This window comes from Streptomyces sp. NPDC005181 (assembly GCF_040608395.1).
Taxonomy (GTDB): Bacteria; Actinomycetota; Actinomycetes; order Streptomycetales; family Streptomycetaceae; genus Streptomyces.
This window is the reverse complement of sequence record NZ_JBEXID010000029.1, coordinates 1-26,378: the sequence shown is the minus strand read 5'-3', so window position 1 is coordinate 26,378 and position 26,378 is coordinate 1. Positions and strand designations below refer to the sequence as shown.

25 protein-coding genes and 2 pseudogenes are annotated in these 26,378 nt (G+C 69.3%); 14 read left to right on the top strand and 13 right to left on the bottom strand.

Annotated elements, in window-relative coordinates; all coding sequences use genetic code 11:
• Window positions 1-19 precede the first annotated feature (19 nt).
• Window positions 20-730: a VTT domain-containing protein gene (locus tag ABZV38_RS19920; protein ID WP_356328687.1), complete on the bottom strand. Its 711-nt coding sequence runs from the start codon at window positions 728-730 to the stop codon at window positions 20-22.
• Between the two features lie 146 nt (window positions 731-876).
• Here ABZV38_RS19920 and ABZV38_RS19915 point away from each other — a divergent pair, with 146 nt between their 5' ends.
• A complete protein-coding gene (locus tag ABZV38_RS19915; protein WP_356328685.1) occupies window positions 877-1,242 on the top strand; it encodes a YbjQ family protein in 366 nt (121 codons plus the stop codon).
• A gap of 44 nt (window positions 1,243-1,286) precedes the next feature.
• Here the strand turns inward: ABZV38_RS19915 and ABZV38_RS19910 are convergent, their stop codons facing one another.
• Window positions 1,287-2,045, bottom strand: coding sequence for a MerR family transcriptional regulator (locus tag ABZV38_RS19910; RefSeq protein ID WP_356328684.1), 759 nt, complete (start codon window positions 2,043-2,045; stop codon window positions 1,287-1,289).
• Window positions 2,046-2,192: 147 nt separating this feature from the next.
• Here ABZV38_RS19910 and ABZV38_RS19905 point away from each other — a divergent pair, with 147 nt between their 5' ends.
• The 3 genes from ABZV38_RS19905 to ABZV38_RS19895 all read left to right on the top strand — a co-directional run bounded on the left by ABZV38_RS19905 (window position 2,193) and on the right by ABZV38_RS19895 (window position 5,679).
• Window positions 2,193-3,470, top strand: coding sequence for an ion channel protein (locus ABZV38_RS19905; protein WP_356328683.1), 1,278 nt, complete (start codon window positions 2,193-2,195; stop codon window positions 3,468-3,470).
• A gap of 102 nt (window positions 3,471-3,572) precedes the next feature.
• Window positions 3,573-4,196 (top strand): NAD(P)H:quinone oxidoreductase, encoded by a 624-nt coding sequence (wrbA, locus tag ABZV38_RS19900; protein ID WP_356328681.1) that lies wholly within the window; start codon window positions 3,573-3,575, stop codon window positions 4,194-4,196.
• 58 nt (window positions 4,197-4,254) lie between these two features.
• On the top strand, window positions 4,255-5,679 hold the full coding sequence (locus ABZV38_RS19895; RefSeq protein ID WP_356328679.1) for a glutamate decarboxylase: 1,425 nt from the start codon (window positions 4,255-4,257) through the stop codon (window positions 5,677-5,679).
• A 17-nt stretch (window positions 5,680-5,696) separates the two neighbouring features.
• On the opposite strand, the gene ABZV38_RS19890 is transcribed toward ABZV38_RS19895, so the two are convergent.
• The 4 genes from ABZV38_RS19890 to ABZV38_RS19875 form a co-directional block, all read right to left on the bottom strand.
• On the bottom strand, window positions 5,697-6,311 hold the full coding sequence (locus ABZV38_RS19890; protein ID WP_356328678.1) for a PadR family transcriptional regulator: 615 nt from the start codon (window positions 6,309-6,311) through the stop codon (window positions 5,697-5,699).
• A gap of 17 nt (window positions 6,312-6,328) precedes the next feature.
• On the bottom strand, window positions 6,329-6,880 hold the full coding sequence (locus tag ABZV38_RS19885; RefSeq protein WP_356328676.1) for a DinB family protein: 552 nt from the start codon (window positions 6,878-6,880) through the stop codon (window positions 6,329-6,331).
• 102 nt (window positions 6,881-6,982) lie between these two features.
• On the bottom strand, window positions 6,983-8,440 hold the full coding sequence (locus tag ABZV38_RS19880) for an aldehyde dehydrogenase family protein (RefSeq protein ID WP_356328675.1): 1,458 nt from the start codon (window positions 8,438-8,440) through the stop codon (window positions 6,983-6,985).
• Window positions 8,441-8,494: 54 nt separating this feature from the next.
• Window positions 8,495-9,376, bottom strand: a complete 882-nt coding sequence (locus tag ABZV38_RS19875; RefSeq protein ID WP_356328673.1) for a helix-turn-helix transcriptional regulator — start codon at window positions 9,374-9,376, stop codon at window positions 8,495-8,497.
• Window positions 9,377-9,703: 327 nt separating this feature from the next.
• Here ABZV38_RS19875 and ABZV38_RS19870 point away from each other — a divergent pair, with 327 nt between their 5' ends.
• Complete coding sequence (locus ABZV38_RS19870) at window positions 9,704-10,207, top strand: ATP-binding protein (protein ID WP_356328671.1); 504 nt, start codon at window positions 9,704-9,706, stop codon at window positions 10,205-10,207.
• Between the two features lie 58 nt (window positions 10,208-10,265).
• On the opposite strand, the gene ABZV38_RS19865 is transcribed toward ABZV38_RS19870, so the two are convergent.
• Window positions 10,266-10,508 (bottom strand): DUF397 domain-containing protein, encoded by a 243-nt coding sequence (locus ABZV38_RS19865; RefSeq protein WP_356328669.1) that lies wholly within the window; start codon window positions 10,506-10,508, stop codon window positions 10,266-10,268.
• A 283-nt stretch (window positions 10,509-10,791) separates the two neighbouring features.
• Between ABZV38_RS19865 and ABZV38_RS19860 the strand changes: the two genes are divergently transcribed.
• On the top strand, window positions 10,792-11,283 hold the full coding sequence (locus ABZV38_RS19860) for a hypothetical protein (RefSeq protein ID WP_356328667.1): 492 nt from the start codon (window positions 10,792-10,794) through the stop codon (window positions 11,281-11,283).
• 25 nt (window positions 11,284-11,308) lie between these two features.
• Here the strand turns inward: ABZV38_RS19860 and ABZV38_RS19855 are convergent.
• Both ABZV38_RS19855 and ABZV38_RS19850 read right to left on the bottom strand, forming a co-directional pair.
• Window positions 11,309-12,634: pseudogene (locus ABZV38_RS19855) on the bottom strand (FUSC family protein); the annotation flags it as partial.
• Window positions 12,635-12,829: 195 nt separating this feature from the next.
• Complete coding sequence (locus ABZV38_RS19850) at window positions 12,830-13,993, bottom strand: DUF2786 domain-containing protein (RefSeq protein ID WP_356328666.1); 1,164 nt, start codon at window positions 13,991-13,993, stop codon at window positions 12,830-12,832.
• Window positions 13,994-14,099: 106 nt separating this feature from the next.
• On the opposite strand from ABZV38_RS19850, the gene ABZV38_RS19845 reads away from it, so the two are divergent.
• The 3 genes and pseudogenes from ABZV38_RS19845 (at window position 14,100) to ABZV38_RS19835 (ending at window position 18,836) form a co-directional block, all read left to right on the top strand.
• Window positions 14,100-14,915, top strand: a complete 816-nt coding sequence (locus ABZV38_RS19845) for an ABC transporter ATP-binding protein (RefSeq protein WP_356328664.1) — start codon at window positions 14,100-14,102, stop codon at window positions 14,913-14,915.
• Window positions 14,909-17,045, top strand: a pseudogene (locus tag ABZV38_RS19840) (FtsX-like permease family protein). Before ABZV38_RS19845 ends, ABZV38_RS19840 begins: the two are co-directional and overlap by 7 nt.
• A gap of 96 nt (window positions 17,046-17,141) precedes the next feature.
• Complete coding sequence (locus ABZV38_RS19835; protein WP_356328662.1) at window positions 17,142-18,836, top strand: bifunctional 3'-5' exonuclease/DNA polymerase; 1,695 nt, start codon at window positions 17,142-17,144, stop codon at window positions 18,834-18,836.
• 6 nt (window positions 18,837-18,842) lie between these two features.
• On the opposite strand, the gene ABZV38_RS19830 is transcribed toward ABZV38_RS19835, so the two are convergent.
• Window positions 18,843-19,097, bottom strand: a complete 255-nt coding sequence (locus tag ABZV38_RS19830) for a hypothetical protein (RefSeq protein ID WP_356328660.1) — start codon at window positions 19,095-19,097, stop codon at window positions 18,843-18,845.
• Window positions 19,098-19,332: 235 nt separating this feature from the next.
• On the opposite strand from ABZV38_RS19830, the gene ABZV38_RS19825 reads away from it, so the two are divergent.
• Complete coding sequence (locus tag ABZV38_RS19825) at window positions 19,333-20,016, top strand: phosphotransferase (protein ID WP_356328657.1); 684 nt, start codon at window positions 19,333-19,335, stop codon at window positions 20,014-20,016.
• Here the strand turns inward: ABZV38_RS19825 and ABZV38_RS19820 are convergent.
• Window positions 19,997-20,668, bottom strand: coding sequence for a helix-turn-helix domain-containing protein (locus tag ABZV38_RS19820; protein ID WP_356328656.1), 672 nt, complete (start codon window positions 20,666-20,668; stop codon window positions 19,997-19,999). The genes ABZV38_RS19825 and ABZV38_RS19820 overlap by 20 nt on opposite strands.
• A gap of 546 nt (window positions 20,669-21,214) precedes the next feature.
• Between ABZV38_RS19820 and ABZV38_RS19815 the strand changes: the two genes are divergently transcribed.
• The 3 genes from ABZV38_RS19815 (at window position 21,215) to ABZV38_RS19805 (ending at window position 22,876) form a co-directional block, all read left to right on the top strand.
• Window positions 21,215-21,595 carry a SpoIIE family protein phosphatase gene (locus tag ABZV38_RS19815; RefSeq protein ID WP_356328655.1) on the top strand — a complete coding sequence of 127 codons (381 nt, stop codon included), beginning with the start codon at window positions 21,215-21,217 and terminating at the stop codon, window positions 21,593-21,595.
• 607 nt (window positions 21,596-22,202) lie between these two features.
• Window positions 22,203-22,457, top strand: a complete 255-nt coding sequence (locus ABZV38_RS19810; protein WP_356328653.1) for a type II toxin-antitoxin system VapB family antitoxin — start codon at window positions 22,203-22,205, stop codon at window positions 22,455-22,457.
• On the top strand, window positions 22,457-22,876 hold the full coding sequence (locus tag ABZV38_RS19805) for a PIN domain nuclease (RefSeq protein WP_356328651.1): 420 nt from the start codon (window positions 22,457-22,459) through the stop codon (window positions 22,874-22,876). The genes ABZV38_RS19810 and ABZV38_RS19805 overlap by 1 nt, the downstream gene beginning before the upstream one ends.
• 357 nt (window positions 22,877-23,233) lie before the next feature.
• Here ABZV38_RS19805 and ABZV38_RS19800 read toward each other — a convergent pair whose 3' ends face one another.
• Together ABZV38_RS19800 and ABZV38_RS19795 are read right to left on the bottom strand one after the other, a co-directional pair.
• Entirely contained in the window at window positions 23,234-23,656 is a 423-nt protein-coding gene (locus ABZV38_RS19800) for a hypothetical protein (RefSeq protein WP_356328649.1), read from the bottom strand.
• A gap of 524 nt (window positions 23,657-24,180) precedes the next feature.
• Complete coding sequence (locus ABZV38_RS19795) at window positions 24,181-25,023, bottom strand: alpha/beta hydrolase (protein WP_356328648.1); 843 nt, start codon at window positions 25,021-25,023, stop codon at window positions 24,181-24,183.
• Between the two features lie 1,096 nt (window positions 25,024-26,119).
• Between ABZV38_RS19795 and ABZV38_RS19790 the strand changes: the two genes are divergently transcribed.
• Complete coding sequence (locus ABZV38_RS19790) at window positions 26,120-26,311, top strand: CocE/NonD family hydrolase (RefSeq protein WP_356328646.1); 192 nt, start codon at window positions 26,120-26,122, stop codon at window positions 26,309-26,311.
• The last annotated feature ends 67 nt before the right edge of the window (window positions 26,312-26,378 follow it).

Below are 26,378 nucleotides of genomic sequence, written 5' to 3'. Positions count from 1 at the left end.
CTGCCCGTACGGAGGCGGGTCAGCGCTTGGCGTGGCGGCCGCGCTGGCCCGGGGTCGGGCCGCCACCGGCGATCGGACCCCGGTCCTCGCCCTGGGCGGCCGCTTCCTTCTTCGCCTTGCTGCGGGCGCGCAGGAACTCGATCGCGATCGGCACCACCGAGATCAGCACGATCAGGATGAGCATCGCCTCGATGTTCTTGCGGACGAACGCGATCTGGCCGAGACCGGCGCCGAGCAGTGTGACGCCGACGCCCCAGAGCACGCCGCCGATGATGTTGAACGTGATGAACGAGCGGTAGTTCATCCGGCTCACACCGGCGATGATCGGCGTGAACGTACGCACGACGGGCACGAAGCGGGCCAGGATCAGCGACTTCGGACCGTACTTCTCGAAGAATTCATGGGCCTTCTCGACGTTCTCCTGCTTGAAGAGGCGGGAGTCCGGCCGTCTGAAGAGCGACGGGCCGACCTTGCGGCCGAAGAGATAGCCCACCTGGTCGCCGATGACCGCCGCCAGCGCCACCAGGGCGCAGACCAGCCACAGCGGGGTGTGCAGCTTGTCCGTCGTCACCAGCAGACCCGTGGTGAACAGCAGGGAGTCGCCGGGCAGGAAGAAGCCGATCAACAGCCCGGACTCGGCGAAGACGATAACCAGAACACCGAGCAGCCCGAACTGCCCGATGAGATGGTCCGGGTCCAGCCAGCTCGGTCCGAGCGCAAGCGTATTCAAGGGTCCGGGCTCCAGGATCGGTCGATGGCAGCTGCGTGGCCGCCCAAAGCTATCAACGCCGCGAGGCGCCTCCAGGTTCCAGTGGCCCACGCGGGGATGCACAGGGGGTGAACCGGGACAAAGCTGTCCGCAGGAGGTGCCACACAATGGGCATTGAAGATTACGGCGGCGGTCAGACCGCACGGTCCGAGGTTCTGGTCGTCACCACCAATGACATACCCGGCTACCAGGTGACCCAGGTGATCGGCGAGGTGTTCGGCCTGACGGTGCGCTCGCGTCACCTCGGCAGCCAGATCGGCGCCGGGCTGAAGTCGATGATCGGCGGCGAGCTGAAAGGGCTGACCAAGACCCTCGTCGCAACCCGTAACCAGGCCATGGAGCGGCTCGTCGAGCAAGCCATGGCCCGCGGCGCCAACGCGGTGCTGATGATGCGTTTCGATGTGACGGAGGCGGCCGATGTGGGCACGGAGGTCTGCGCGTACGGCACGGCGGCCGTGATCAGCAAGGTCTGACCGCCCGACGGGGACCGAGGCGCCGTCGGCCCCCGTACGAGGAGTCAGGCCCGGCGCTCCGCGTTGGCGTCGATCGCGTCCCGGAGGTGCTCGGCCAGGCCGGGCCTGATCGATTCGTAGTACGCGTGGAACTGCGGGTCGCAGACGTACATCTCGCCGAGCCCGCGGTGGATCTCGTAGGTGCACTCGTAGAACCACGTGGAGATGTGGAGCCGGTGCGCCTCGGCGAGCCCCATCGCGGCCTCCGAGCCGGCCGGTTCGCCCGCCTCCATCACGGCGCCGTAGGCCTCGCCCCATGCGGCGACCTCGGCCTTCATCCGCTTCCAGTCGTCCTTGGTGCAGCGGGCCACCCGGCGCTGCGACTCCGCGTACGTGGCCGTTCCGCCCCAGCGGCGCTCGGCCTCCTCCGCGTGCTCCTCCGGATCCTTGGCCCCGAAGACCTCGAACTTCTCCTCGGGCGTGAGATTGATGCCCATCTTCCGTGCCTCCATGGCTGTTTCGACGGCGGCGGCCATCTTCTGGAGCTCGGCGATCCGGCCGGACAGCAAGTCGTGCTGGCGGCGCAGGTGGTCCTGCGGATCCGCGTCCGGGTCGTCGAGCAGCACCGCGATCTCTTCGAGCGGGAAGCCGAGCTCCCGGTAGAACAGGATCTGCTGCAGCCGGTCGAGGTCGCCGTCGTCGTAGCGCCGGTGGCCCGCGTGGCTGCGCCCGCTGGGCGAGAGCAGTCCGATGCCGTCGTAGTGGTGCAGCGTGCGCACCGTGACCCCGGCGAAACCGGCGACCTGCCCCACGGAGTGATCCACGGCTCCCGTTCCCTTCTTCTCTTCGCTCTGTGCGTCGGTACGTGTCCGAGCCTGAGTCCTGACGTGACGTGAGGTGCAAGCCCGATTGCCGTCACCGCTGAATCCGATTGGCGCATTATGTGGCTTTTGCGTCGCTATGGTGAGCCGATGGTCTCCGACTCCCCCGCGCTCGCCGAGTTCGCCTCCGCACGCAGGCTGTTGCTCCTCCTCGCTCCCGCCCTGGTCGTGGGTGTGGCCTCGGCGCTCGTCCTGCTCGGCATCAGTCTCCTCGCGGAGCAGCTCCGGGACGTGCTCTGGGAGACGCTCCCCGGCGCGCTCTCCATCGGGGGGTACTCCTCGCTGTGGATGATCGTGATGCTCACTGCCACCGGCCTCGCGATCGGCCTGGTGCTCCACACGGTGCACGGTCATGCGGGGCCCGATCCGGCCACCACCGGGCTGGTCGATCCGCCTCTGCCGCCGGACGTCATCCCCGGACTGCTGGTCGTGACGGTCCTGGCGCTGGCGGGCGGGGTCAGTCTGGGGCCCGAGAACCCGATCACTGCCGCCAATATCGCGCTCGCCTTCTGGCTGGGCCGCCGGGCCGCCCCGCGGACTCCGGCCGCCCTGTGGATCGCGCTCGCCTCGGCCGGCACCATCGGCGCACTCTTCGGCACCCCGGTCGCCGCGGCCCTGATCCTCTCCGAGTCGCTCGCGGCCGGCGGGGGCGAGCCGGGCGCACTCTGGGACCGGCTCTTCGGCCCGCTCGCGGCGGGCGCCGCGGGGGCGCTCACCATGACGCTGCTGGCCCACCCCAGCTTCGACCTGTCGCTGCCGCCGTATCCCGGCCCGAACTGGGTCGATCTGCTCTCCTCGGTCGTGATCACGTCGGCGGCGGCACTGCTCGGACTGGCGGCGGTGTACGCGTTCCCGTACGCGCACCGAGCCTTCCGTGCTCTGCGTCATCCGGTCCTGATGCTGACCTGCGGCGGCCTGGTGCTCGGCCTGCTGGGCGCGCTCGGCGGGCATCTCACACTCTTCAAGGGGCTGGACGAGGTGAAAGCACTCAGCGCCGATCCGAACGGCTGGTCGGCCGGGCAGTTCGCCGTCATGGCAGTGGTGAAGACCGCCGCGCTGGTGACCGCCGCGACCTGCGGCTTCCGGGGCGGCCGGATCTTCCCCGCCGTGTTCATCGGCGTCGCGCTCGGGATGTGCGCCCATGCCACGGTCGACGCGGTGCCGCCGGCGCTCGCGGTGGCGTGCGCCGTGCTGGGGGTTCTGCTGGCCGTCACCCGGCAGGGCTGGTTGAGCCTGTTCACGGCGGCGGTGCTGGTCAGCGACGCGGCCGTACTGCCGCTGCTGTGTGTCGCCTCACTGCCGGGCTGGCTGCTGGTGACCGGGCGGCCGCAGATGCAGCTCCACCAGGACGGCACACCACTGAGGTGAACCGGACCCGCACCGCGCCTGTCCGACGCGCCGGTTGCGGCAGTTGTCCGTATCGTCACATCCGTATGGCCACGTCCCGGTCTGCCCGTCGGAGGTTCCCGTATGCCCACGCCTGTCAACGTCGCCGTCATCTACTACTCCGCCACCGGCACCGTCGCGACCATTGCCAAGGCCATCGCGGAGAACGCCGAGAAGGCCGGCGCGGAGGTACGGCTGCGCAAGACGGTTGAGCTCGCGCCGCAGGCGGCCATCGACTCCAACCCGGCCTGGGCCGCCAACGCGAAGGCGACCGCCGGCATCGCCGAGGCCTCGAAGGACGACGTGATCTGGGCGGATGCCGTGATCTTCGGGTCGCCGACCCGGTTCGGCAATGTCGCCGCCCAGCTCAAGGAGTTCCTGGACCGGCTGGGCGCCCTCTGGCAGGCGGGTCAGCTCGCGGACAAGGTCTACAGCGGCTTCACCTCCACCAGCACCCCGCACGGCGGTCAGGAGTCCACGCTGCTGGCGCTCTACAACTCGATCCATCACTTCGGCGGCATCCTCGTCGCCCCCGGTTACACGGACCCGACGAAGTTCGTCGACGGCAATCCCTACGGCACCTCGCACGTCGCCGGGCAGGGCGACATCCCGGTCGGTGAGCAGACCCTGACCGCGGCCCGGGTGCAGGCCGAGCGGGTCGTGAAGTTCACCCGCGCCATCAAGTCCGGCCTCGCGGCCGGGAGCTGACCCGAGCAGGCCACCGCCACCGTCATCGCCGCCACGAGCTGAGAAGGGCTGTCCGCCGATGCCTCTCCACAAAGGTTCGAACCACGACAAGGAACCGTCCGAAGAGCGGCGCAGGCGCGCCTTCAACCCGTTCTTCGGGGAGGCCGATCCGACGGCCGGGATGACGTCCGCGCCGCCGCGGCACCGGCTGCCCGACGGGCCGCTGCCCCCCTCGACCGCGTACGGACTGGTCCGTGACGAGCTGATGCTCGACGGGAACTCCCGGCTCAATCTCGCCACCTTCGTCACCACCTGGATGGAACCCGAGGCCGGGGTGCTGATGGGCGAGTGCCGTGACAAGAACATGATCGACAAGGACGAGTACCCGCGCACCGCCGAGCTGGAGCGGCGCTGCGTGGCGATGCTCGCCGACCTGTGGAACGCCCCCGACCCCTCGACGACCGTGGGCTGTTCGACCACCGGCTCCAGCGAGGCCTGCATGCTCGCCGGCCTGGCGCTCAAACGCCGCTGGGCGTCCAGAAACGCCGACCGCTACCCGGCGAGCGCCCGGCCCAATCTGGTCATGGGCATCAATGTGCAGGTCTGCTGGGACAAGTTCTGCAATTTCTGGGAGGTCGAGGCCCGGCAGGTCCCGATGGAGGGCGGCCGATTCCATCTCGACCCGCAGGCCGCCGCCGAGCTCTGCGACGAGAACACCATCGGCGTGGTCGGGATCCTCGGCTCCACCTTTGACGGTTCGTACGAGCCCATCGCCGACCTCTGCGCGGCCCTGGACACCCTGCAGGAGCGCACCGGCCTCGACATCCCCGTCCATGTCGACGGCGCGTCCGGCGCGATGGTGGCGCCATTCCTGGACGAGGACCTGGTGTGGGATTTCCGGCTCCCCCGGGTGTCGTCCATCAACACCTCCGGCCACAAGTACGGACTGGTCTACCCGGGCGTCGGCTGGGCGCTGTGGCGCTCGCCCGCGGATCTCCCCGAGGAGCTCGTCTTCCGGGTCAACTACCTGGGCGGCGACATGCCGACCTTCGCGCTGAACTTCTCCAGGCCCGGTGCGCAAGTGGTGGCGCAGTACTACACCTTCCTGCGGCTGGGGCGGGACGGCTACCGCGCCGTTCAGCAGGCCGCCCGCGACGTGGCGAACGGGCTCGCCGCAGAGATCGAGAAGCTGGGCGACTTCCAACTCCTCACCAGGGGGGAAGAGTTGCCCGTCTTCGCCCTGACGACCGCCCCCGATGTGCAGGCGTACGACGTCTTCGACGTGTCACGGCGGCTGCGCGAGCACGGCTGGCTGGTGCCCGCGTACACCTTCCCCGCCAACCGGCAGGACCTGTCGGTGCTCCGGGTGGTGTGCCGCAACGGCTTCTCCTCGGACCTCGCGGAACTGCTCCTGGAGGACCTTCGCCTGTTGCTGCCCGAATTGCGCAGCCAGCGCCACCCGTTGAGCCATGACCGGGAGGTCGCGACGGCCTTCCACCACTGAGGGGGCACGTCGGCGGCCTACCGGCCGTACGGGTTCTCCTCGCCCTCGGCGAGTACGCCGACGAACGGATCGCCCTCTCCGGCGAAGGTGTACGCGCCCCCCTCGATCCGCGCGATCAGCCCCCGCGTCCACTCGGCCCCCGCGTCCGCGGAGTGGACCCACATGTTCATGATCTCGCCGATGTGGCCCAGCGATTCGGGCCCGTCCTCCGGTGTGTAGTACTCGGTGACTGAGGCCCGCCAGGCCGCCAGCCCCGCCACCCGCTCCTTCAGCAGCGCGACCGCCTCGGACCGCTCCAGGTCGACGATGAAGCCGATGCCCGCCGACAGCACGTCCATCTTCTGGTCGTACGCGGTCAGCGCCGCGCGCAGCAGTGCGAGGTACTCCTCGGTGCCCCGCCCGGTGATCTCGTACTCGGTGCGGGGCGGGCCGCCCGCGGTGCTCGGCGCGGTCTCATGGGCGACCAGCAGTCCTTGTTTCGCCATCTGCTTCAGGGCGTGGTAGATCGACCCGGGCTTGGCGTTGGACCACTCGTGGGCGCCCCAGTACTCCAGGTCGTTGCGGACCTGATAGCCGTGCGCCCGGCCGTGCTGTCGCACGGCGCCGAGGACCAGCAGCCGGATCGCGGACATCCACTCACCCTTCCTATTCAACTTTGACTAGGGTAGCCCGCCTCCTGCGCGATCAGCTCGAACGCGGTACGGCCGTCCAGGGACTCCCGGATGATGTCCGCATGCCCGGCGTGCCGGGCGATCTCCTCGACGAGATGGGCCAGCAGCCAGCGCATCGAGCACTTCTCGTCCTTCGGGAACCAGGGCGCCTCAGGCAACGGGAACGTGTCGTTCATGCTCTCCACCGAGTGGATGAACTCCTCGGTCTCCGCCGCGACCTTCGCCCAGAACTCCAGCATCTGAGGGACGGTCTCGTCCCCGACCAGCCGGAAGCTGTCCGCCCACGTCTCCTCGGTGCGGGCCTTCTCGTTGGGGCGCTGCTGGGCGAGGCGCAGCCAGTTCAGCTCGGTCTCGGCGACATGCTTGAGCAGCCCGGAGAGGGAGAGTTCACTGGCGCTGGGCCGGCTCGCCGCCTGCTCCTCGGTCAGCCCGATCAGCGAGCGCCGGATTGCGCAGCGCTGCGCCTCGACGAAGGAGAGGAGCGCGCCGCGCTCGTCGCCGTGGGTCTCTGCGGGAACGTGAGTGACCATGGTGTCCGCCCTTCGGAACCGTTCGAGCTTGCGCCCGGTGTCTTCCTGACACCGACCAAGCTACGGATCCTTGCGGACAGCTTCGGTCCTCAACAGACGGAATCAGAGCGGGAATTCGCTCCGGCCGTGCTGGATCGAGATCCATTTCTGAGTGGTGAACGCCTCCACGGCGGCATCGCCGTTCAGCCGCCCGGACCCGGAGAACTTCTCGCCGCCGAAGGCCACCAGCGGGTCGTCCTGAATGGTGGAGTCGTTCACGTGGAACATCCCGGTGACAATGCGCTGCGCGAACCGCACCCCGCGTTCCGCGTCCGCCGTGTGCACGGCACCGCTCAGCCCGTACGGGGAGTCGTTGGTGATCCGTACGGCGTCCTCCTCACCGTCGAACGTCACCAGCAGCGCCACCGGACCGAAGATCTCCTGGGCCAGCAGCGGGGAGTCGTCCGGCAGCCCGGCGAGAACGGTGGGCTCGACGAGATTGCCGTGGGTACGGCCCCGTACGAGCGCCGTGGCGCCTTCCCCGATCGCCTGGTCGACCAGGGCCGTCAGCGCGTCGGCCTGGAAGGTGTTGATGACGGGGCCGATCTGGGTGGCCGGATCCCGCGGGTCACCGGTCCTGAGCCCGGCCACCTTGGCGATGAACTTCTCGGTGAACTCCGGCGCGACGGAGCGGTCCACCAGGATGCGGTTGGCGGCCATGCAGACCTGCCCCTGGTAGACGAAGCGGCTGAAGACCGCCGCGTCGACCGCGTAGTCGATGTCCGCGTCGTCCAGTACCACCAGGGCGCTGTTGCCGCTGAGTTCGAGGACGGCCCGCTTGAAGAGTCCGCCGGCGGTCGCGCCGACATGGCGGCCGACCCGGTCCGAGCCCGCGAAGGAGATCACCTTGGGCACGGGGTGCGCTATGAGCGCGTCGCCGATCTCCGCGATATCGGTGACCAGGACGTTGAGCAGTCCGGCGGGCAGCCCCGCCTCTTCGAAGATCTTTGCGATCAGTCCGCCCCCGACGACGGGGGCGTTCTGGTTGGGCTTGATGACGACCGCGTTGCCGAGCGCCAGGGCCGGCGCGACCGACTTCATCGTCACCAGGAAGGGGAAGTTGAAGGGGCTGATCACGCCTATGACGCCGACGGGCAGCCGGTAGACGCGATTCTCCTTGCCGTTCACCGGGGACGGCAGGATCCGGCCCTCGGGGCGCACCGCCTGCTGGATCGCCTCACGCAGGAAGTCCTTGGCACAGCGGATCTCGTACTCCGCCTTGAGCCGGGTGCCGCCCAGCTCGTCGATGATCGCTCCGATGATGTCCTCGGTGAGTTCATCGGTGATGCGCAGGGCACGCTCGAGGACGAGGCGGCGTTCATACGGATTGGTGCCGGCCCAGATCCGCTGGGCGCGCTCAGCGGCGCGATAGGCCTCGTCGACCTCCTGTGCGGTGGCGACGGTGATCGCGGCGAGCTTTTCGCCGTTGTACGGATTGAAATCGATGATGTCCCAGGAGCCGGTACCGGTCCGCCACTCACCGTCGATGTACTGGTTGGCCAGCTCATTGAAGAAGGACATGCGATCCCTTACTGCAGGTGCAGACTCCTGTTGAGGCGCCATCGTACTGATGTATCAGGACAGTTGGAGCAGGCCGCGGAGCAGATCACGGCTCTCTTCGGGACCCGGACTGTCCTGATGGAGCCGCGCCATGGCCTTTTCGTACTGAGCGACTTCTTCGCGCTTGTCCAGATAGAGCGCACTTGTCAGCTGCTCCAAATAGACAATGTCCGACAGATCGGATTCCGGGAAACTCAGCATCGTAAAGGAACCGCTCTCGCCGGCATGCCCACCAAAACTGAAGGGCATCACCTGAAGCGTGATGTTCGGCTGTTCCGACATTTCGATCAGATGCCGCAATTGCGCCCGCATCACTTCGCGTTCGCCGTACGGGCGGCGCAGTGCGGCCTCGTCCAGCACGGCATGGAAGCGCGGCGCCCGTTCGGAGACGAGGGCCTTCTGCCGCTCCAGCCGGAGCGCGACCCGGCGGTCGATCTCGGCGACGGGGGCACCACGCATGCCGCGGGAGACGACGGCATGGGCGTAGGCCTCGGTCTGCAAGAGACCGTGGACGAACTGGACTTCGTAGATCCGGATGAGCGAGGCCGCTCCCTCCAGACCGATGTATGTCTGGAACCAGCCGGGCAGCACATCTCCGTAACTGTGCCACCAGCCCGCAACATTGGCCTCGCGGGCCAGGCCGAGCAGGGAGTCGCGCTCCGCCTCGTCCGTGACGCCGTAGAGCGTGAGCAGGTCCTCGACGTCCCTGGCCTTGAAGCTCACCCGTCCCAACTCCATGCGGCTGATCTTCGATTCGGAAGCCCGGATGGAGTAGCCGGCCGCCTCGCGGGTGATACCGCGCGTGTCGCGCAGCCGCCTGAGCTGTGAGCCCAGCAGGATGCGCCGCACCACAGATCCACTCGACTCGCCTGCCGCCACTGGTCCAACCCTCCCCATCGCTTCCTGGGCATCGGGGCTCCCCCTGAACCCCAAGAGCCGGATTCTGCCATCAAAACGCTTCAGCCCGTACTCATTCGATTACGGAAATGAGAAGACTTCCAGAAAGCCATGAAACTGCCCGTAGGAAGAAATGAGCAAGAACCGGCACGGGGTCGGACAGGTCAGGCGCGTGCACGTGCATCTGCCCTTGCATCTGCCCAGCGCATTCGGAACCATGGACCCCGCGCACCTGCGTGCTCGTTCGTGTTGTGCCGCTGTACCACCGCAGTACTGCTACAGCCGCGAATCCCGGGAGTGCCTCGCATGGGGACGAATGGATCGACGATGCTCGAGCCGTTACGGCAGGGGCTTCCCCCCATCGATCCCTCAGCCGTCTCCGGATCAGCCACCTGCACCCTTCCGGCCCGCTACGAAGCCGTGGGCGGGGCCAGGCAGTTCACCAGGGCAACGCTGGACCGGTGGGAGCTGAGCGACCGCTTCGACGATGTCGCGCTCGTCGTCTCCGAACTCGTCACCAACGCCCTGCGGCACGCGCTGTCGGCGGACGCCCCGAGGGACTCCCAGGACCCTCCCGTACGGCTGCACTTGATGCGCTGGACCTCGCGGCTGGTGTGCGCGGTCCGCGACCCCAGCCAGGAAAGCCCTGTCGCGGCCGAGGCCGCGGACTCCGCGGAGTCGGGCCGGGGACTGTTCCTGGTGGAGTCGTTCAGCGACAGCTGGGGCTGGCACCCGTCCCCCGCACTGGGCGCGGAGAACCCGTCGGCGGGGGCGCCGGCGCTGCGCGGCAAGGTGGTCTGGGCGCTGTTCCGGCTGTCCGACGACGCGTGACGCGCACGGGCCCCCGGCTCGTACGCAGGGCGCAGCAGTGGCTGCGCGGGCGTGAGGATCAGTTTCCCGCTACCAGGTGGTCGAACTCCCCGTCCTTCACCCCGAGCAGCAACGCCTCTATCTCGGCCGGCGTATAGACCAGGGCGGGCCCGTCGGGATGGCGTGAATTCCGCATCGCCACACCCCCGTCGGGCAGTTTTGCGAACTCCACGCAAGATCCCTGGGAGTTGCTGTGCCTGCTCTTCTGCCAGACGACTCCGCGAAGCTCTGTGGCCGCCATGCCGTTGTACACGTGGTGCACAGGACGCTCCCCGAGTTGCAAGGTGCAAGTGTCAACTGTCTCGGATCATAGCTGTGTTCATATGCGCATGCATGAGCAGATGCACGTGCACGCGGGGTGGTCCTTTGATTACAGCTTTACCTTCCCCCGCCTGCCCGCCCTCACTGGAGATAGACGAACAGACCGTCTATTTGGCTCCCGCTCCGCACAGTTGCCCTGGATCCGCCCCATGGGCTGTCCCGTGAGCCGCTCCGTGCTTCCTGGTAGTTTTGCGCGGTCTTTCGTCAACAAGGGGGAATTTCACGTGCAGAATCTCGTACGCACCGGCGCTGTCGTCGTCGCGGGTCTGGTGGCCGCAGTCACTCTGACCGGTTGCGGTAGTGACAGCGGGAAGAGCGACTCGGGCAAGGGCGCCGCCGACGGGCAGGCATCCGCGACCGGGGGCGGCAACGACTCCGGGGACAGTGGCGACAGCGGTTCCGCGGCCGATGCCGCGGCGCTGGAGGGCACCTGGGCGGGGATGACCGACGGCAAGGCCGTCGCCCTGTCCGTCGCATCCGGGAAGGCCGCGCTCGTCGCCGACGCCCATGTCTGCTCGGGCGAGGTGAAGGACATGGGCAAGGTGATGCTGACGCTGAAGTGCACCGACGGCAACACCGACCGCACCATGGGATCCATCGAGTCCAACAACGGCAAGGCGATCACCGTCTCGTGGGACGCCGGCGGCAAGGACACCCTGGCCAAGACGGATGCGGGTGCGCTGCCGACGGGGCTGCCGGGCCTGCCCACTCCCTGAGCGCCCGTCCGGCGAAGAGGCCCACGCCCGGGTGGGCGGCCTGGACGATGACTCCGGCGAGGAAGACCCCGACGACGGTGCCGCCGAACCGGGCCACGGAACGCGCGTACGTCTGGGAGAACTCGGGCCGCATCACCATGACGGCGGCCATCGGCGCCCAGTATCCGTGCCCGAACGGCAGCGCGGCGCCAAGGAGATAGCCGACGGCGACGACGACGGCGTGCCGGAGGACCGGCGAACCGGGGCGCAGCTCGGCGCGCATCGACCTCAGGACGACGGGGACCAGCCGCAGCAGGGTGGGCCGGCTGCGGTGCGGGGCGATCGCGTCGGCGGTTTCGGTGGCCTCGGCCTGCTCCTCCTTCGTTCCCTCGCCCTCGGCCGTCTCGATGACATCGGCGAGCAGCGCGCCGAGACGGTCGGCGGCCCGGCGGGCCGGGCCGCCGAGGAGCTCCCTCGTGTCGGGGGTCTTCAGGGTCGCCACAGCGGGGGCGGCGAGACGCACCGGGTCGCCGTGGCGGATCGCGCGGGCCGCCGCATCCAGTACGGAGCCGGCGGCGGCCAGGAGTTCGCGGATCCGGTCCCGTTCGGGACCTTCGTCCGGGACGCCCGTCGCCGGGTCGGCGAGTGAGGCGAGCACCGGCCTGATCCGTTCGGCGACGCCGCGGGAGCCACGCAGTTCGGCCGGCCGGTGACGGGCCTGGCGCGGGGTGACGGCGGCGGCGCTGCGGGCCGTCATCAGCGGGACCGGGTCGAATGCGGCCACCGGGTCGTGGCGCAGCCTGCGGGCGTAGTCGGCCTCGGCCGCCAGCGCGTCGGCGAGGGCGTCGCGCTGGGCACCCCATCTGTGTACCGGGAAGAGGACGATCAGCGCCGCCTGGACCACACCGCCGAACGCGATCATCGCGCCTTGCAGGGCAGCCTCGGCGACGGAGGTGGGGAGAGTGATTGTGACGAGCATGATCGCGATGTTGGACGACGCGATGATGCCGGCCGTCGGCCCCGCCGCCCAGGCCAGCCCGGCCACGAACGTCCAGAGCACCAGCAGGGCCAGGAACAGCAGGAGGTGGGAGCCGGTGAGATAGCCGAGGAACGTCGATACGGCGAGACTCGCACCGGAGACCAGGGCGAGGACCGGCCTTGGGCGCCAGCTGCGCTGGAACGTGGCGATGGCCGCCTGGAACGCGCCGAACGCGGAGCTGGCGGCGACCACCGGCCCGAAGGAGGCGAGGGCGACCCCGATGACGAGGGCGAGCCCGGCCGCACCGCGGATCGCGATGAGCGGTTCGAGGCGCTGCCGCTCGATCTTCAGCCCCGAGCGGGCGGTCTCCTTCAGCGCCCGGAGCCAGCTCATGCCCCGAGCCTAGCCGGAATGCCCCTCATCGGAACTTTTCGGTCATCGATCCGGTCCGGACGTCACCCCGGGGCAGGTGCACCCCCGCTCACGGACCGCTCACGGACGTGCACCCCGGGGCAGGTGCACCCCCGCTCACGGACCGCTCACGGACGTGACACCCGACCGCGAGGGGTCACGTTCCCGCGCATCCCTCTACCGGGAACCGTCGATGCCCGGCCTCCGCTCACCCATCCGGGCCCGGTCGGCGGCAGCCGTACCGTGCGCCCAGCCCTCGCCGTCCGACACTCCGCGCACCCGGGTGCTCGTCGTCTCCGGGAACATCCGGTCCGCGGCGTCCGTGACCGCCACGCCCCGCGCCGCCAGAACCGGGAGCAGATCGCCGGCGGCAGCCCGCTCCTCCGAGACCGAGGCCGCGGTCACCCGGGCGGTGTCGGCCGCGAGGCGAGCGCCCAGCCGCTGAACGTACGCCATCAGGAAGGACTGACGGAATGTCTTGGTCCGCTTGCGTCCGCCGGCCCGCTGCCCCGCCTCGGCCTTCGCCATCGCCGCCGTGCCCTGGACCAGCAGGGAGGTGTAGAGCAGTTCCACGGCCTCCAGGTCCGGCTCGAAGCCGACGACCGTCGAGAAGCCGAGGTCGCTGTTCCACACGGCGCGGCAGCGGTTGGCCGAGGCGACGGCGTCGAGCAGGATCGCCTTCGCCGTCTCGTACGGGGCATCGACCCCGATCCGGCAGGCGCCCGGCGCGTCCTTGCTGTGCGTACGGGCGGCGAGGAGGGCCTCGTCGATGGAGTGCCGGGCCATCAGTTCCTGCGCCTTGGTGGTGAGAGCCTCCGCCTCCTCCGGGAAACCGGTCGCCTCCGCCTTCGCGAGCAGGGCGCGGATCCGGGTCAGCATGCGGGGTTCGTCGTGGGCGGGCAGAGAGAGCCGGTGGCCGGGGGCCCCGGGCGGCGGGCCGACCGGTTCGATCGCGGGGAGCCGGAGCAGCAGCCGGTAGAGACCGAGGAGGGCGGAGGCGTACGAGAACCGGTCGGGCCGGTTCCGGGGCGGAGGCGCGGGAAGCTCGGCGAGCTGGGACCGCCAGCGGTACGGCAGCTGCTCGTACCGTCCGGTCTCCGCGGCGATCAGGTCGGCGACGAGGCCTGCCCCCGTCTCGTCGAGTTCGCGGCGGACGATCCGTACGACGTCGGCGGGCTGCCAGCCGCGCTCCCAGGCGCGCCGGACGAACTCCTCGCCGCGCCGGAACAGTTCCGCATCCGCCGTCGGATCGGCGGCGAGAAGGGAGGCACCGGCGTCGAGACCGGCGTCGCCGTCCGAGTAGAGCGCTGCCGCGAATGCCTGGTCGATCACCGGTTCCATGACGTCAGGGTAGGCAGGGCCGGAAGGCGGGGTATGCCTGGCCCTACCCCGGAGACGGGTTCTGGTGGTCGTGTCCGGCGGGCCCTGCCACGGTTCGATCGACATCATGACTTCCGCCCCTGCGACCGACTTCACCGATGCCGCCGATGCCGTGCGGCTCCGCTCCGTGCGACGCTCCTACGCGGACGTCGACGCCCTCCGCGGCATCGACCTCACCGTCCCACCCGGCACCTTCACCGCCGTCATGGGACCGTCCGGCTCCGGCAAATCGACGCTCCTGCACTGCGCGGCCGGACTCGACCGGCCGACATCCGGCTCGGTCGAGGTGGGCGGCACGGAGCTGACCGGGCTGAGCGAGCGCCGGCTGACCCTGCTGCGCCGCGACCGGATCGGTTTCGTCTTCCAGTCGTTCAACCTGGTCCCTTCGCTGACCGCCGCCCAGAACGTCGCGCTGCCGCTGCGGCTGGCCGGCCGCCGCCCGTCCCGCACCGACGTACACGCCTCGCTCGCCCGGGTCGGTCTCGCCGACCGGACGGACCACCGGCCCACCGAACTCTCCGGCGGCCAGCAGCAACGGGTGGCGCTGGCGCGGGCCCTGATCACCCGGCCCGCGGTGCTCTTCGGCGACGAACCCACCGGGGCACTGGACACCGCGACGATCCGGCAGGTGCTGATGATGCTGCGGGAGCTGGTGGACCGGGAGCGGCAGACGATCGTGATGGTCACGCACGATCCGGTGGCGGCGGCATATGCGGACCGGGTGGTCTTTCTGGTCGACGGGCAGGTGGCGGACGACGTGACCGGCCTCACCGCGGAACGGATCGCGACCTGGACGGCGGCGGGACGAACAGGCACCCGGCAGGAGATCTCCGGCCGGACGGCCCCAGTCCTCCCCGCTCACGCGGCGGCGTCGTCGTGCTGACCGTCGCCCTGGCCGCGTTGCGGACCCGCTGGACCACTCTCATCGGCACCTTTGTCGCCCTTGCGCTCGGCGTCGGGCTCATCGCGACGATGGGACTGGGACTGGCCTCGACGTTCGACGCCCCGGGCCGTGAGCCGCAACGGCTCGCCGCCTCCCGGGTGGTGGTGCTGGGCAATGACACGCTGACCGTGCCGGTGCGGCGCGGACCGTCCACCGCGCAGGTCGCGCAGCGGCTGGCTCATCCACACCCTGTGGATATCAAACTCCTGAGCGAACTGCGGGCGCTCGGCCCAGTGACCCTGGACGGACGGACAGCCGGCAGCGGCGGCCCGGACGCCGTCGGCGTGGATGCCCCCGTCGCCGACGTACGCCGCGTCGTCGGCGACCGCGCCCAGGTCCTCACCGGCGACGCCCGTCGCCGCGCCGACCCGGCGACGGAGCGGGACGCCGAGGCGCTGCTGACCGTGAACGCCCTGCTCGGCACGGCAGGCGGTATCACCGCATTCGTCTCGGTCTTCGTCGTCGCATCGACGTTCGCGTTCGCGGTGGCGCTGCGCCGCCGCGAGTTCGGCCTGCTGCGCACGGCGGGCGCCACCCCCGGCCAGCTGCGGCGGCTGCTGCTGACGGAGGCGGCCGTGGTCGGCACGCTCGCCTCGGCGGCCGGGTGCGCACTCGGCCACTGGGCCGCGCCGCACCTCGCGCACCTGCTGGCCGACGGCGAGGTGGCACCTTCCTGGTTCACCATCCGTCCCGCGGCCTGGCCGCTGCACGCGGCCTTCTGGACCGGCCCGGCCGTGGCACTCACGGGCGTATGGGCGGCCTCGCGGCGAGCGGGCAGGACCGGCCCGTCCGAGGCGTTGCGCGAGGCCGACGTCGATACGGGCGTCCTGCCGCCCGTACGCCGGCTGCTGGGCTTCGCGCTGCTCGCCGGGGCCGTGTTCCTGATGACGAAGTCGCTGGTCACGGACGCGTCCGGGCTGCTGAAGCGGAAGACGTACACCACCCAGCCGATGGTGCTGATCACAGCCGTGGCCCTGCTCGCACCGCTGCTCGTACGCCCGTTGACCCGGCTGCTCCCTCTTCCCGGGGCGACAGGGATGCTGGTACGGGCGAATACGGCCGCGTCCCTGCGCCGCACGGCCGCGGTGGCTGCTCCTGTACTGATCACGGTGGCGCTGGCCGGTTCGGTACTGGGTTCCGCGATGACGGTGTCGCAGGCGAAGGCCGCCGAAGCGCGCGAACACACCCGGGCCGATCTGGTCGTCACGGGCGAGGACCTGAAGCTGCGGCCGACCCCCGGGGCGGAGCTGTCCGCTTCGGCGTCGACCGCGGTCTTCGTACGGGACGAGGGCACCGCCCTCATCAGATCGCAGGCGCGGGCGGTCGATGCCGCGAAGACTCTGGCGGCCGTCGAACAACTGCCGGTCGTGGCGGGCGACCTGCGCGATCTCGACGACCGCTCGATCGTCGTGAACGAGGAGTGGGAACAGCACACGGTCGGCGCGACAGTACGGGTGTGGCTCGGCGACGGGCGGCCGGTGTCGCTGCGGATCGCGGCGGTACTGGCCATCGGGACGGGGAACAACGGGGCGTACGTCACGGCGGCGAACGCGCCGACGGCTCCGGTCGACCGGATCGACGTACGCCTCGCGCCCGGCGCGGACAGGGCGGCGGTCGCGGCCGCCCTGCGCGACACCGGGGGGGAAGGTGCAGTCGACGGATCAGTGGCTGGCCGCGACTCATCCGCGTACCAGCCCGCAGACGCGGCTCGGCCTGATCGTGGTGCTGGGCATCGCGCTCGTGTACACGGCGCTCACGCTCGCCAACACCATGCTGATGGCCGGGTCCGTACGGTCCGCGGAGCTGAGCGCACTGCGGCTGGCCGGGGCCACCCGGCCGCAGGTGCTCGGGGTCGTCGCCGGGGAGACGCTGTTCGCCGTAGGACTCGGCGCGGCGCTCGGCGCGGCCGTGACCGCGGTGAATCTGGCCGGACTCGGCGCCGCGCTCGCCACGCTGTCCGCGCCGGTCACGGTGGCCGTCCCGTGGCCCGTGGTGGGGGGTGCGGCCGGGGCGTGTGCGGTGGTCGCGGTAGCGGCGGCCCTGGCGCCGAAGGCCGTTCGGCGCGGGTGAATCTCCGCTCGGGGTGGCGGTGAGGCCCCGCCCCGCGGCCCCGCCCCGCACGGCCGCCCCACCCCACTGTCAGTCCCACCTGCCAGACTCACACGCATGACCGAGCGCTGGGCTCTGACCGCCACGGAGACCGGCGGAGCCCATCTCGCCCCGCTGGCCCCCAACGGCCTGCCCGCAGCCCCGTTCCGCACCGAGCCCGACCTGGTGGAGGCCGTCCGCTCCCGCCCGGACGTCACCCGTTGGGTGTGGCGGTCGACCGCCGAGATCTATCCCCGTCTGCTCGCAGCGGGCGTACGGGTCAGCCGCTGCTACGACATCGAGGTAGCCGAGTCCCTCCTCCTCGCTCACGAGGGCCGGCTGGGCGAGCCCCGCTCCGCCGCGGCCGCCTACGCCCGCCTCCATCACGCCCCCGTGCCCCCGGATCCCCCGTCCCGATCCGCGGAGCCCGGCTCGCAGTCCTCCCTTTTCGAGCCGCCGTCCGGCACGGACATCCCGTTCGACGCCCTCCTCGAGGTGTACGCGGAACAGCTGCGCCGACACGACGCAACCGCGCACCCCGGCAGAATGCGGCTGCTGACGGCCGCCGAGTCGGCCGGCCTGCTGGTCGCCGCGGAGATGAACCGGTCCGGCCTGCCCTGGCGGGCCGATGTACACCGGGATGTGCTGCACGACCTGCTGGGCGAGCGCTACGCCGGCGGCGGCGAACCCCGCAGACTGGCCGAGCTGGCCGACGAGGTGTCCGCGGCGTTCGGCCGCCGCGTCCGCCCGGACCTCCCCGCCGACGTGGTGAAGGCGTTCGCGCAGGCCGGCATCAAGGTGAAGTCGACCCGCCGCTGGGAGCTGGAGGAGCTGGACCACCCGGCGGTGGAGCCACTGATCCAGTACAAGAAGCTGTACCGGATCTGGACGGCGCACGGCTGGAGCTGGCTCCAGGACTGGGTGCGGGACGGCCGCTTCCGCCCCGAGTACCAGCCGGGCGGCACGGTCAGCGGCCGGTGGACGACCAACGGCGGCGGGGCACTGCAGATCCCCAAGGTGATCCGGCAGGCCGTCGTCGCCGACGACGGCTGGCGGCTGGTCGTCGCGGACGCCGATCAGATGGAGCCGAGGGTCCTGGCCGCGATCTCCCGCGACCGCGGCCTGATGGAGGTGGCGGGCCACGACGGCGACCTCTATACGGCGCTGTCGGACCGTGCGTTCCACGGCGACCGCGACCACGCCAAGCTCGCGCTGCTGGGCGCGATCTACGGCCAGACGTCGGGCGACGGTCTGAAGAATCTGGCGGCTCTGCGGCGGCGGTTCCCACTGGCCGTGGCGTATGTCGACGACGCGGCGAAGGCGGGCGAGGAAGGCCGTCTCGTACGGACGTGGCTGGGCAGGACCAGCCCGCCGGCCGCCGGAAGCGGGGAGGACGACGAGGCGGGTATCCCGCAGGAGAGCGACGAGCAGTCGTCCGGCGACGGCGATTTCACCCCGGGCTATGCCTCGTCGAACGCCCGCGCGCGGGGCCGCTTCACCCGTAACTTCGTGGTGCAGGGCAGCGCCGCGGACTGGGCGCTGCTGTTGCTGGCCGCGCTACGCCAGTCCCTGACGGCCGCCGGTCTCCGGGCCGAGCTGGTCTTCTTCCAGCACGACGAGGTGATGGTGCACTGCCCCCACGAGGAGGCGGAGGCAGTGGTGGAGGCGATCCGGACGGCCGGTGAACGGGCCGGGCGGACCGCCTTCGGCGAGACGCCGGTGCGTTTCCCTTTCACGACGGCGATCGTGGAACGCTACTCCGACGCCAAGTAGAAGAGGTCACTCACCGGAACCGGACCCACCGGGCCGTTCGGCCGCCTGGGGCTCGCCCTCTCGCAAGAGCTGCGTGGGCTGCACGGTCTCCACCGGCGGAACGACACGCTTGGCACCCGCGCCCGACCCCCCGAACCCGCCGAACCCGGCCAGACCGTGGTCGTAATGCACTGCGCGCAGATGCTGATGCCGGTGCCGCCCGTTGAGCAGATGGATCAAGAACGCAGTCAGCGCGATCATCGCCAGGACAACCAACACCATGATCAAAATGTCCATAAGAGACGGCCCCCTTCGAACGCGCAGGCCGAAAGAACAACAATTGCCGGGAACGACACCGGTCGAGGAACCGGCGTACGGAACGTTCTCGACGTTTTCAGGCTACTCCGCGGAAAGGGCCCGAACCGGGCACACACATGCGGCGTCGGCCGAGGTGGCGGTACCCGCGAGATGCGTGGGTGATCTCCCCGGCCGAGGGCCGCACCAGTAGGTTCCCCTCATGCGAATAGGCCAACTGCTGGGTACGGGACGATCTGCCGACGTGTACGCGATCGACGAGGCCTGGGTCCTGCGCCGGTACCGCGACAGCAGCGATGCCACACCGGAACTCGCCGTCATGTCCTACCTCTCGGCGTGCGGCTACCCGGTCCCCCGCCTCGGCCCGAGCCCGGCCATCGCCACCCCCTCCGACCTGGTCCTGCAGCGTCTGACCGGCCCGACGATGCTGGAGTCGCTGCTCTCCGGTGCGCTCACCGAGGACGAGGGCGGCGCCATGCTCGCGGGCCTCCTCACCGACCTGCACACGATCCCGGCCAGGGTCTCCCAGGTCCCGGAGGACCGGATCCTCCACCTCGACCTGCACCCGGACAACGTGATGCTGACGCCCGACGGCCCGGTGGTGATCGACTGGTGGACCACCGCGGAAGGCCCGCCGGCCCTGGACCGGGCCATGTCGTCGCTGATCCTGGCCCAGGTGGCGGTGGACCCCGCGTCCCCGACGGCAGCGGGCGCCCGCTCCCTGCTCACGGCCCTGCTCCTGCACCTCACCCGACCAGGGAGGCGTCCCCGCCCCCCCCACCTCGCCCAGGCCAAGCGGTGCCGCGCGACGGACCCGAACCTGAGCCCGGGCGAGCTGGCCCTCATCGACGAAGCCGCGGACCTGATCAGCGAACTGACCGGGTGAGCCCCGCGCCGTCCGACCCGGTCGGCGGTGGCCACGGGAGCCGATGCCCCGTCAGGTCCGCACTCCCACGGCGCGGGCGACCAGCTCGACCACCGTGTCCACCAGGCGGGCGTCCGGCAGTTACTGCTCTCCGACCAGGCGGAACACCAGCGGTGCGGCCACCACAGTGGCCGTGGCCCCGACGTCGATGTCGGGCCGCACGTCCCCGCGGTCGATGCCGTTCCAGAATGCGCCTGGTCTCGGCCATGCCCCGGGCGGTGTATGCCCCGTACGCACTGCGCCCGGCTCCCGCCTCGGCGGCGGCGCCGATCACGCCCGCAAGCAGGCGGTCGGCCCCGGGCCGGCCGTACGCCTCCACGCGCGACATGAGCACTGCCCGCAACTCGGCGCGGAAGTCTCCCAGGTCGGGGACGGACAGGGGGCCGACACGTGACTCGGCAGCCGCGATGATCAGGTCCTGCTTGGTGTGCCAGCGCCGGTAGATGGCCGGCTTGCTCACCTCGGCCCGCACGGCCACCGCGTCCATCGTGACCGCGCTCATCCCTTGCTCCACGACCAGCGCGACGACCGCGTCGAGCACCGCGCGGGTGACCCGCTCCTCCCGCGGGCGTCCCGGTCCCCGTGCCGCGCCGCGAGCCTGCTTTTCGACCATGCCCCGACCCTATGAGCACCCAGCCCCGACCAGACCGGGTTCCCGGCCACCGACGTGGAGATCATCGTCTTCCCGGGGGCGGCCGACCCCGGGAAAAGAAAAGGCCCCAGATCACGGTGCGTGAGTTCTGGGGTTACCCGAATTCTGGGGCTGCTACGGAGCATGACCGCACAAACGGTGGCCCCCGGTGCCCCATATCGATCCGTAAGCGTCGGTCGTCGCTGACGACTCCGATGTCGATACGTTGCTCTACCGGGAGCCTAGCCAGTCGCCGAGATGGGTGTCACGCGGGTCGATGAACGTCTTCATCGGCGGTGCGGCTCTCACCGGTTGGCTGGTGTATTAGCTAGCTTCCTCCTTATTTGTCCGTAGTCAAGAGAGGAAGCGAGAAGGATCAGTAGTTCTCGTTCCCACGAGTTGTCCGATCTCGGTCCGCCGTCGTCCGCCGCGTTGCCCGCACAGCTGGTCAGGGGGTGATTCGTACCGAAACCCGGCTCGAGGCGGGCTGGCTCCGGCATCCTGCGCATCGCCTCCGATGCCTGCACCATGCTGTACATCGATCCACGCGAAGGACAGGTCACCGGCGCAGGTGCAGGCCATGTGCCGTTGCTGTGCGCACGCGAGAACGGCAGCAGTGACATCCGCGAGCTACCGGGCGGTCCGGTGCTGGGAGTCCTGCCAGGCACCGACTACCTCGAGGAGTCCTTCAGGCTGGGGGAGGGCACCGCGCCGGTCATGGTCACCGACGGCGTGGTCGAAGGGCCGGGCCTGAGGCTGGACGCCGGCCTGGAGCGGGCCGGAACACAGGCCGCCCAAGCCCTCCACGACGGACTGAACGCCGAGGCGATCGCGGACCGAATCCTCGACGCCGCGGTCGCGGTCGACCTCCTCGACAACGTGGCCGTGCTGGTCATCAAGCGAACATGACCGCGCCCTTCGCTTCGCGCTGCGGGACGCAAGTGAGGACGAGGCTTCCCTCATCCGGCACTTGCCCGGGAGCCCAGTGCCTGCTGCGACGGGACCCCCTGTGCACGACGTCCTGATGCGGGGTGCGGAGTGCCTGCGACAAAAGCAAAAGCCCCAGGTCACGGCGAGTGAGTCCTGAGGCTTCTACAGAGCCGCCTTCGGGATTCGAACCCGAGACCTACGCATTACGAGACCATGAGCGTTCGTGTTGCCTGGTGCCTCGCCATGCTGTCCGGTGACGTTTTTCCTGATCAGGGCACGTACGACAGGTTGACCCGTGCCACCCCGTGATGCGCTGTCCAAAGCCGTCTGTCCACCGGCTGTCCACCGACGGGGCCGCTTGGTCGGCCGCCTCCCGCCGCCCCATCGCTTCTGGCGAAACCCCCGACAGTGGCGGAGCCTGACATGAGGCAACTGTCCATTTCCCACAAGGAGCGACCGCGCGGCACGTCACCATGAACGCCACAACCTCCATCCACGAAGGGGGCCTCCGATCGAAACGATATCTTCCACACTCAATAAATGATATCGTTTCAATGGTGGAAGCATCTCCGAAAGGATCAACCACATGGCCAGAACCGTCATCGACCTCGATGAAGACATGGTCGCCGAGGCCATGCGCATCTTCGGGACCAGAACGAAGGCCAAAGCCGTCCGCCTCGCCATGGAAGACGCCGTCAAGAGGCACCTGCGGCAGGAGGGCTTCGACGCCATGGAGGCCGGCGAGCTCGACTTCAGTGAGATCGTCGAGAACACCGGGCCCCGCAACGCAGACGGCTCCCTCAAGCACAACGGCGACCGCGACGGAGGCCGGGCCGCCTGATGCAGGATCGCTACCTGATCGACAAGTCCGCCCTCGCCCGCTGGACGAAGCCGAGCGTCAAGGAGGCGCTCAAGCCCCTGCACGAGCGTTACCTCCTCGCCGTGTGCCAGCCCACCGAGTTCGAAATGATCCACTCCGCACGGGACAGCTCAGAAGCAACACGGATCAGCACCTGGCTCCACGCCTTCGACTACCTCCGCGCCGACGACCAAACCTTCGCCCGCGCCCTGGAAGTCCAGCGCCACGCCCTCAACGCAGGCTTCCACCGTGCCCTGTCCCTCCCCGACCTACTGATCGCCGCCACGGCAGAACTGCACCGGCGGACGGTCCTCCACTACGACGGCGACTTCGACATGGTCGCCTCCCTCACCGGCCAACCCACCGAATGGGTCGTCCCGCCCGGCAGCGCCGACCGTTGAGCAGGTCGAGCCTCCCAGCCGCTCTCGGGGGTGGGCACATCCATTGCGGCAGCGCCGTACCCGGACGGGGCGAGGACCTGGTGGGCGTATGCGGTCGGCAGGCGGCGGGCAAGCTCGGGGCGACTGCCTGGATGACGGCCACGAGTTCCTGGGGGCGTGTGTCCTTGAGCAGGGAGGCGCCGACACCGACGAGTAGGCCATCGTAGTCCTGCTCGTCCAGGTCGAAGGTGGTGTCACCGATGAGGACGCGGGTGTGGCCGCCGGTGGCGACGATCTGGCGGATTGCCCCGGCCGATGACCCGGTTCTCCGGCCCGGGGCGTACCTGCCCGACGGGGCTACCGAGCCGGAAGCCGCCGTCATCCGTTCCGCAGCGACCTCAGCCATGCGAGGTCCGCCGTGGCCTGGCTGCGGACCGTGTGTTCACGGGTGAACAGCTCCTGGGTCTTCGTCAGCACCAGCGTGTACGGGCGCCCCTGGCGGACGAAGTACCTGAGGGTCGTCTCCGGGCGGTAGACCGGGTGGGAGACGATCGCGGCCGGCTCGATCGGAGTCTGGTGGCCGGCCTGGCGGGCCCGGTCGATGAACTCGAGATCCTCGTAGTCGCCCATCCACCGTCCCCGGCGTCCGAGATCGGTGCGGAACAGGCCGATGTCCAGCGCGGTCTGACGGTGGAAGAGCAGATTGCAGCCGGTGACACAGTACGGCCACACGGCCAGTTCCCGGCCTTCGGGCCAGTCCACCGCACCGTGGCACTCCCGCAGCGCCTTCGTCAGGGCCACGGCCTGACCGCCCGGATACTGCACGGTAGTTCGGCCGCCGACGGCGAAGACGTTTTCCTGCTCGATGGCGTCGAGGAGGGTCTGCAGCCAGGCGGGTTCGGGGGTGATGTCGGGGTCGGTGATGTCGGGGTCGGTGATGTCGGGGTCGGTGATGGCGATGTACTGGCCGCGGGCCGCGCAGCAGGACGGTCCGGTCTCCCCGGAAGCGGTGCCGGTCTTGGTCTGGCAGGCCGGGACCGGCAGGAGGTGCAGATGAATGGGGTGCCCTGCACTCCTTGGGGGTCAAGAGGTCGCAGGTTCAAATCCTGTCGTTCCAACGGAGACGTTGGAAAGTTTCCGCAGGTGAGGGGCCCTTGCTTAGAGGGCCCCTCACGCATGTTCGGGAATGGTTTGGGAGGGCCGACGTCCACCTGTGTCGACCAGTTATCGCCCCATCCGGCCGAGACTGGCCCGTTCCCGGTCAGGCTGGCCTGCCGCTCCCGTGGGGCGGTAGGCCGGGCCGCCCCACCCGTGGAGTACGCCGGTCAGCGGACCGTCCGCGCCGCCTTCTCGATGATGCGGGTGACGGCGTCCGGGTGGGACACGGTCACAGCGTGGGAGGACTGGATCTCCTCGATGTGGGCATTGGCGCGCTTGGCCATGTAGACCTGAGCCTCCCGGGGGATGATCTGGTCATTGGTGCCCACCAGGGCCCAGGAGGGGATGGTCTTCCAGGCAGGCTCACCAGAAGGTTCGTTAAGGGCAGTGCCGGTCCCGGGACGCTGGGTGACCGCCATCAAGTCAGCGGTGTGCGCGGGGACATCCGCAGCGAACGCCTGGTGGAACTTGGACTGGTCGATGTAGAGGTCGACGTCCTTGGAACCGTCGGGGTTGGTGATCGGGACGGGACGCAGAACCTCGCCGATAACGCTGCCCTCGAACTTGCTCGCCAGCTCATTGGCGTTCTCGCCCTTGTCGGGGAGGAGGGCGTTGGCGTACACCAGCGCCTTGACGTTGTCGGAGCCGTAGGCGGCGTTGCTGATCACCGCTCCGCCGTAGGAGTGCCCGACAAGAACCACCGGCCCGTCGATGCTGGCCAGCAGGTCCTTGACGGCGGCGGCGTCGATGCTCACACCCCGCAACGGGTTGGCCGCGGCCACCACCCGGTAGCCGTCCTCCTTCAGCTCCTTGATGACGCCGTTCCAGCTGGAGGAGTCGGCGAACGCGCCGTGGACGAGTACGACGGTCGGCTTGCCGGCCTTTGAGGCAGTGCTCTTGGTGGCGCTCGCCGGACCGACCGACGTAGCGAAAAGGCCGGCGGCGACAGCCGCCGTGGCCGTGAGGATGAGCGGAGTGCGGGCACGCCGATAACGCGAATGACGGTTCATGAAGAGCCCTTTCGAGGCAGAGGTTTCAGTCATGTCCAGACAGATGGACATGGCCGCATTACGGCAGGGTGCTGCCGCAAGTCATGGAGAGGTAGACCGTGGGCGGCAAGCGGGAACATGTCCGGGCTTGCCAGGAGCGGGCTACGGCCGAGGATCTTGCGTGCACTTACTAAGACCATGAAACACATGGATGTGTGACACATCCAGTAGAGATCTTTTTTTGACTTACCGGCTGGGCCCACAAGTTGCTGCCTTGATTGGTGATTCGGCAAAGGCTCGCGTCAGGCCTGCGGTTGCAACAAGAAACGTTACGGCGGCTCTCGCGTTGGAACCCAAAGGGACGGGCTGTTATAAGCATGGGTAGTTCATTAATTTCCATCTTTACCGGAAGATCACTCCTAGCCCGAACATCTCGTGACGTAATTGTCCTGAGTGGCTGGATGCCTCCGCATCTGCCACGGCATTACCCACACCATGCAGGATGAGCCGACAGCGAGGCGCCGGCCCGGTGACCGGATCATGATTATCGCCTCCACGGACCCCGCTGTTACCTGAAACAAACGCGGGACCAGCCGCCACTCGCGTCCCGAGCCCGAACATCGGTCATCTGACTGCGCGCCGTGCACGAGGGCATGGCCAGGGGTGGCAGCAGGCCGTGAGCAAGCCCTTCGTACGCCTTCCGGACAGACCCGCGGCACGGAGCCGCGCGCGGTCCGCAGCGGGTAGGGCCCGGGCCAATCGTGTCTGCTCATAGTCACTTTACTGACGCTTGAGATCTCAAACGGCCCCAGACTCGAAATAGCCTGATCCAGCGGAGCAGGTGACGAAGTACCGAACCAACCGTTGCGCAATTCACGGCGCTGTGCGGGTACCGATCAGTACCCGCACAGGGCGGGAAGACGGGAGGGGACGAATCGATGGCTCGGCCTGGCGCGCGGTCTCGACGGTCGGTTCCTCGGACCGGTTACACAACGCCGAATACCACCAGGACACCCTGCCGGGCTTTCAGGATCAGGCGGCTTCGTCTTGATGTCTACGTCTGTGTCTGAACCGAGAACAAAGATGCAACACCAATAGCAATGAGGAGTAAGTAATTATGGTACAGCCTGTCACGGGCTTTCCCGGGGTAACCGTGGAGACCGACGTACGGTGCCGGTTGAGTGACGGCGTCGAACTGCTCGCGGACGTCTACCGCCCGGACGCGGCAGGAGGCCCCTATCCCGTTCTGCTGCAGCGCACCCCGTACGGGAAGCAGGGCGCCCAGTACTACAGCCGGTTGTTCACGTGACGTGATGGTGATCGGACTCGTTGGCGGTGCATGGGGCTGATGCTGCCGCCGGGTCTGGTCCGGCGCG

Bases quoted from the DNA above. Each gene is read 5' to 3' on its own strand.
- ABZV38_RS19880 (WP_356328675.1), bottom strand. From the start codon at position 8,440: ATGTCCTTCTTCAATGAGCTGGCCAACCAGTACATCGACGGTGAGTGG.
- ABZV38_RS19870 (WP_356328671.1), top strand. From the start codon at position 9,704: ATGCTCGAGCCGTTACGGCAGGGGCTTCCCCCCATCGATCCCTCAGCC.
- ABZV38_RS19795 (WP_356328648.1), bottom strand. From the start codon at position 25,023: ATGAACCGTCATTCGCGTTATCGGCGTGCCCGCACTCCGCTCATCCTC.
- ABZV38_RS19890 (WP_356328678.1), bottom strand. From the start codon at position 6,311: ATGTCCGCGATCCGGCTGCTGGTCCTCGGCGCCGTGCGACAGCACGGC.
- ABZV38_RS19915 (WP_356328685.1), top strand. From the start codon at position 877: ATGGGCATTGAAGATTACGGCGGCGGTCAGACCGCACGGTCCGAGGTT.
- ABZV38_RS19820 (WP_356328656.1), bottom strand. From the start codon at position 20,668: ATGGTCGAAAAGCAGGCTCGCGGCGCGGCACGGGGACCGGGACGCCCG.
- ABZV38_RS19895 (WP_356328679.1), top strand. From the start codon at position 4,255: ATGCCTCTCCACAAAGGTTCGAACCACGACAAGGAACCGTCCGAAGAG.
- ABZV38_RS19905 (WP_356328683.1), top strand. From the start codon at position 2,193: ATGGTCTCCGACTCCCCCGCGCTCGCCGAGTTCGCCTCCGCACGCAGG.
- ABZV38_RS19815 (WP_356328655.1), top strand. From the start codon at position 21,215: ATGCTGTACATCGATCCACGCGAAGGACAGGTCACCGGCGCAGGTGCA.
- ABZV38_RS19835 (WP_356328662.1), top strand. From the start codon at position 17,142: ATGACCGAGCGCTGGGCTCTGACCGCCACGGAGACCGGCGGAGCCCAT.
- ABZV38_RS19850 (WP_356328666.1), bottom strand. From the start codon at position 13,993: ATGGAACCGGTGATCGACCAGGCATTCGCGGCAGCGCTCTACTCGGAC.
- ABZV38_RS19805 (WP_356328651.1), top strand. From the start codon at position 22,457: ATGCAGGATCGCTACCTGATCGACAAGTCCGCCCTCGCCCGCTGGACG.
- ABZV38_RS19885 (WP_356328676.1), bottom strand. From the start codon at position 6,880: ATGGTCACTCACGTTCCCGCAGAGACCCACGGCGACGAGCGCGGCGCG.
- ABZV38_RS19845 (WP_356328664.1), top strand. From the start codon at position 14,100: ATGACTTCCGCCCCTGCGACCGACTTCACCGATGCCGCCGATGCCGTG.
- wrbA (WP_356328681.1), top strand. From the start codon at position 3,573: ATGCCCACGCCTGTCAACGTCGCCGTCATCTACTACTCCGCCACCGGC.
- ABZV38_RS19830 (WP_356328660.1), bottom strand. From the start codon at position 19,097: ATGGTGTTGGTTGTCCTGGCGATGATCGCGCTGACTGCGTTCTTGATC.
- ABZV38_RS19810 (WP_356328653.1), top strand. From the start codon at position 22,203: ATGGCCAGAACCGTCATCGACCTCGATGAAGACATGGTCGCCGAGGCC.
- ABZV38_RS19790 (WP_356328646.1), top strand. From the start codon at position 26,120: ATGGTACAGCCTGTCACGGGCTTTCCCGGGGTAACCGTGGAGACCGAC.
- ABZV38_RS19875 (WP_356328673.1), bottom strand. From the start codon at position 9,376: ATGGGGAGGGTTGGACCAGTGGCGGCAGGCGAGTCGAGTGGATCTGTG.
- ABZV38_RS19825 (WP_356328657.1), top strand. From the start codon at position 19,333: ATGCGAATAGGCCAACTGCTGGGTACGGGACGATCTGCCGACGTGTAC.